Origin of the sequence: Aeromonas sp. A35_P, assembly GCF_002259925.1 — a bacterium.
GTDB lineage: Bacteria > Pseudomonadota > Gammaproteobacteria > Enterobacterales > Aeromonadaceae > Aeromonas > Aeromonas dhakensis.
Genome location: NZ_NEVB01000152.1, coordinates 1 through 3,771, shown reverse-complemented (window position 1 = coordinate 3,771; position 3,771 = coordinate 1). Strand labels below are relative to the sequence as shown.

The following is a 3,771-nucleotide window of genomic DNA, read 5'->3' as shown; positions in this document are numbered from 1 at the left end:
CCTGTGCCCTGCTGGCCGCCTGCTCCACCAGCCAGCCCATCCGCAATATGGCGGCCAATCCGGTGCCATCCAACCTCACCGAGGAGCAGGTCGCCAATGCCATTATTACGGCGGGCATCAGCAAGAGCTGGGTGATGCGTCAGGAGCAGCCGGGACTAATTCGGGGCCAGGTCAATGTGCGTCAGCATCAGGCGGTGATCAATATTCCCTATAGCGCTCGCGATTATTCCATCAATTATGTGAGCAGCGTCAATCTGGACGACAAGGGCAAGGGCAGCATCCACCGCAGTTATAACCGCTGGGTACTGGGCCTGAACCAGGCCATTCAGCTGGAACTCGCCCGCGCGCAGAGCCGCTGATCCGGCAGGAGCCCCCCGTGAATCACTATCAGACAGACCCCTACAACGCGCTGGAAGCCATCAGCGAGGCCCAGAAAATCGCCTTCGGGCCCATGCTGTTTCAGGCCAGCTGGTGCCTGCGCGAAACCGGGGTGCTGGCCTATCTCGAGACCCGTGGCCAGCGGGGGGCACCACTGGCCGACATCGCCCTGGCGTGCAAGCTGAGTGAATACGGCGCCGGCGTGCTGCTGGACATGGGGCTCGGTGGCGGGCTCTGCTACCTGACCGAGGAGCACTATGTGCTGGGGCGGGTCGGCAAGTACCTGCTGAACGACACCATGAGCCGGGTCAATCTCGACTTCACCCAGCACGTCTGCTATCAGCCCCTCGCCCACCTGCTCGACGCCATCCGCAACGGTGCTCCGGCCGGCCTACAGGAGTTCGGCCCCTGGCAGACCCTCTATCCGCACCTGAGCGAGCTGCCCGAACCGGCCCGCCGCAGCTGGTTCGCGTTCGATCACTTCTACTCCGACTGGGCCTTCCAGCAGGCCCAGGACAAGGTGTTCGGCTATGAGCCGCGCCACCTCTACGATCTGGGTGGCAACACCGGCAAGTGGGCCATCGCCTGTGCCAAGCGGGATCCCGCGCTGCGAGTCACCATCCTGGACTTGCCCGAGCAACTGGCGCTGGCTCGCCGCAACATCGAGGAGGCAGGGCTGACGGCGCGGGTGCAGGGTCACCCGGTGGATCTGCTGCAACCGGGCACCCTGCCCGGCGAGGCGGACATCTGGTGGATGAGCCAGTTCCTCGACTGCTTCAGCCACGAGCAGATCGTCGCCATCCTGAACCGGATCCGGCTGGCCATGAAACCGGACGCCCGAGTCTGCATCCTGGAGCTGTTCTGGGACCGCCAATCCTTCGAAGCCGCCAGTTTCAGTCTCAACGCCACCTCCCTCTACTTCACCTGCCTGGCCAACGGCAACAGCCGCTTCTACCACTCCAAACAGCTCTACCAGTGCCTGCGCGAGGCCCACTTCCACGTGGAGGCCGAGCACGAGATCCCGGGACCGGGCCACACCCTGCTGGTTGCCCGCCCGTTGCACACGAGGCCATAATGCCGCCATCGGCATGGAGATGATGATGAAACGAGAAGGAGCCCCCATGAGGCGTGACTGCATGACTATGATGGCCCTCGGCCTGGTGCTGGGCAGCCTGCTCGGCGGCTGCGCCGACATCAAGGAGGCGGGCAGAACCGTGGGGCACACCACCCGCAACGTGACCCGCGAGATTGGCCACACCACCCGGGACGTGACCCGCGAGATAGGGCATGGCACCCGGGACACCGTCAAGAAGGTCGGTGATGAGCTGAGCAAATAGAAACAGGGGCCGACAGGCCCCTGTTTTCATCAGCGTCATGGGTGAACTCAGTTGCTCCACATGGCCATCAGCTGGGACTCCATGGCCTCTTCCTGCTCATCTGGCAGCTCGGCGAAGAAATCGAGCCCAGTCTGCTGCTCCACCTCATCCACCGTCACTATGTAATCCGCCAGCCGGCTGGCCGACACGTTCTCCTGCGGCAGGATGAAGGCGATCGCCTCCTTGTTGGCCACATCCATCACGATTCGGTAGTAGGCGTGGGGCACGGTCACGCCGTTGCCGATGGAGGCATCCGAATTGGTGAAGATGGGGCCGGTGATCACATAGACATCCTGATAGGCGATGGCCCACTGCCGGGTCTTCTCCTCCAGGATGCGCCAGGCCCCCTGGTTGAGTGCCGGCAGCTGCGGGGTCATGTTGGTCAACAGGAAGCTCTGCTTCATGGTGGTGGCGGTGGAGCGCATGTCCGCCGCGGGCGCCTGGTGGCCACGGTCATAACCGGAGCCCTTGTAGTCGGCCAAAGTGGCGCGGAACTGCACCGGCACCTCCTTGTCCTCGGCAAAGGCATCCTTGCGCGGCACCTGACCCTGGGCGCTGGCGGCCGTCATCCGATAAGAGACCCAGTCAGAGACCTTGGTATCGTAGTTGTAACCGGCGGCATAGCCGTCCCGGCACAGCAGTTGACTGGATTGACTGGGTAACCCGAGCTTGACGTGATCCTTGCATTGGAAGCCCGCCGCCAGGCTCGGGAAGGTGGTGAGAGTGAATCCGATAGCCAGAACTAATTTATTGATATTATTCATTATTATGCCACTCCTTGTGTTAGGCGGAGTGATTTGACACCAGGTCGGATGAGTAAGGCAATCGAACGAATTGTGAGCGTGTCGGAAATGTGAAGAGGGCTGCAAATCGATAAAATCGCCGTCGCCAGCTGGGGGATTGTCATCCCTTTGTCATTGTGTCGTGCAGCAACTTCAACAGGCTTATCAGATAGATAGAAACAAAAAAGCGGAGCCGGCGGCTCCGCTGCAATCATCACACCCGCTCAGCTCTTGACCTGAGGCCTGGGGGTATCGGGCTGGGAGGGTGGCAGGATCGGCAGCACTATCTGCGGCTGCTCGCCGGTCAGGCTCTTGAGGTAGGCGGTCATGTCGTCCGCCTCCTGCTCGCTCAGGGTCTGGCCGAGCTGGATGTCCGCCATGATCTGCACCGCCTCCTTCAGATCCCACACAGAGCCGTCGTGAAAGTAGGGGTAGGTCAGCTCGATGTTGCGCAGGGTCGGCACCTTGAACCAGCCGATGAACTGCTTCTCGCCGGTCACCCCACCGCGCCCTAGGGCCGGGTTGTCGGTCTTGAACGGCTTGACCAGCCCCATCTTCTGGTAGGAGTTGCCGCCGATGGCCACCCCGTTGTGGCAGGCGGTACAGCCCTTCTCCTTGAACAGCTGATAGCCCTTCAACTGCTGCGCGGTCAGCGCCTTGGCATCCCCTTTCAGCCAGCGATCGAACGGCGCATTGGGGGTGACCAGGGTCTCCTCGAAGGCGGCGATGGCATCGGTCACCTCGTCGATGCCGAAGTCCGCCTTGCCGTACACGGCGCTGAAGCGGGCCCGGTACTCGGGCAGGGTGTGCAGGGTCTCCACCGCCAGCTTGTGGCTGAAGGCCATCTCCAGCGGGTTCTCGATGGGGCCCGCCGCCTGCGCCTGCAGATCCTTGGCGCGCCCATCCCAGAACTGCACGAAGTTGAGGCTGGCGTTGAGCACGGTGGGCGAGTTGATCGGCCCCTCCTGCCACTTGTGGCCGAGAGAACTGACCTGGTTGTCTACCCCGCCGGTCGCCAGGTTGTGACAGGAGTTGCAGGAGATGGCGCTGGATTTCGAGAGCCGCGGCTCGAAAAACAGCATCTTGCCCAGCTCGACTTTTTCCGGCGCGCTCACCTTGGCTGCTTCCACTGCCTGGATAGGCTCGTTCGCCCACCCCATCCCTGGCAGGCCCAGCGCCAGCAACAGATAATATTTATTCATTTTTTATCTCTCCCTTGTGGCTGTGCATAACAG

5 protein-coding genes are annotated in these 3,771 nt (G+C 62.2%); 3 read left to right on the top strand and 2 right to left on the bottom strand.

The features are described from left to right. From CAK78_RS09950 to CAK78_RS09940, 3 genes are all read left to right on the top strand, one after another. Positions 1-359 (top strand): hypothetical protein (locus tag CAK78_RS09950; RefSeq protein ID WP_094697162.1); only part of this gene is annotated, 359 nt, incomplete at its 5' end. Positions 360-376: 17 nt separating this feature from the next. Then, complete coding sequence (locus CAK78_RS09945; RefSeq protein ID WP_094697161.1) at positions 377-1,453, top strand: methyltransferase; 1,077 nt, start codon at positions 377-379, stop codon at positions 1,451-1,453. Between the two features lie 46 nt (positions 1,454-1,499). Further along, on the top strand, positions 1,500-1,715 hold the full coding sequence (locus CAK78_RS09940) for a hypothetical protein (protein ID WP_024941448.1): 216 nt from the start codon (positions 1,500-1,502) through the stop codon (positions 1,713-1,715). A gap of 47 nt (positions 1,716-1,762) precedes the next feature. Here CAK78_RS09940 and CAK78_RS09935 read toward each other — a convergent pair whose 3' ends face one another. Then, the gene (locus tag CAK78_RS09935; RefSeq protein WP_094697160.1) at positions 1,763-2,518 is read right to left on the bottom strand and encodes a DNA/RNA non-specific endonuclease; all 756 of its coding nucleotides are present in this window, start codon (positions 2,516-2,518) and stop codon (positions 1,763-1,765) included. 242 nt (positions 2,519-2,760) lie between these two features. After that, entirely contained in the window at positions 2,761-3,738 is a 978-nt protein-coding gene (locus tag CAK78_RS09930; RefSeq protein WP_094697159.1) for a cytochrome-c peroxidase, read from the bottom strand. Positions 3,739-3,771 lie beyond the last annotated feature (33 nt).